Annotated in this window: 1 protein-coding gene; it reads right to left on the bottom strand. The window is 44.1% G+C overall.

The annotated features are described in order from the left end of the window. Nucleotides 1-270, bottom strand: a 270-nt coding sequence (locus NDO48_RS29225; RefSeq protein ID WP_267322918.1) for a thiamine pyrophosphate-dependent enzyme, incomplete at both ends; no start/stop codon positions are given.

The following is a 270-nucleotide window of genomic DNA, read 5'->3' as shown; positions in this document are numbered from 1 at the left end:
GGCCCATCATGGGCAAAAGCCTCTTTTAATGCGCCATCTAAATCTTCACTTTTTTCAACACGGATGCCTTTGATACCCGCAGCATTCGCAATCGCTGCAAAGTTAGGGTTCTGTAAATCCGTTCCCGCTGTCAAGAAACCTGCCACTTTCATTTCCATGGCCACAAAACCAAGCACGCCATTGTTATGAATGATAATTTTTACTGGCAATTGCATTTGAGAAAGAGAGATAAAATCCCCCATTAGCATACTGAAACCGCCATCTCCACAC

Origin of the sequence: Aminobacter sp. MET-1 (assembly GCF_026521175.1) — a bacterium.
GTDB lineage: Bacteria > Pseudomonadota > Alphaproteobacteria > Rhizobiales > Rhizobiaceae > Aminobacter.
The sequence above is the reverse complement of the archived record's forward strand: the minus strand, read 5'-3'. Positions and strand labels throughout refer to the sequence as shown.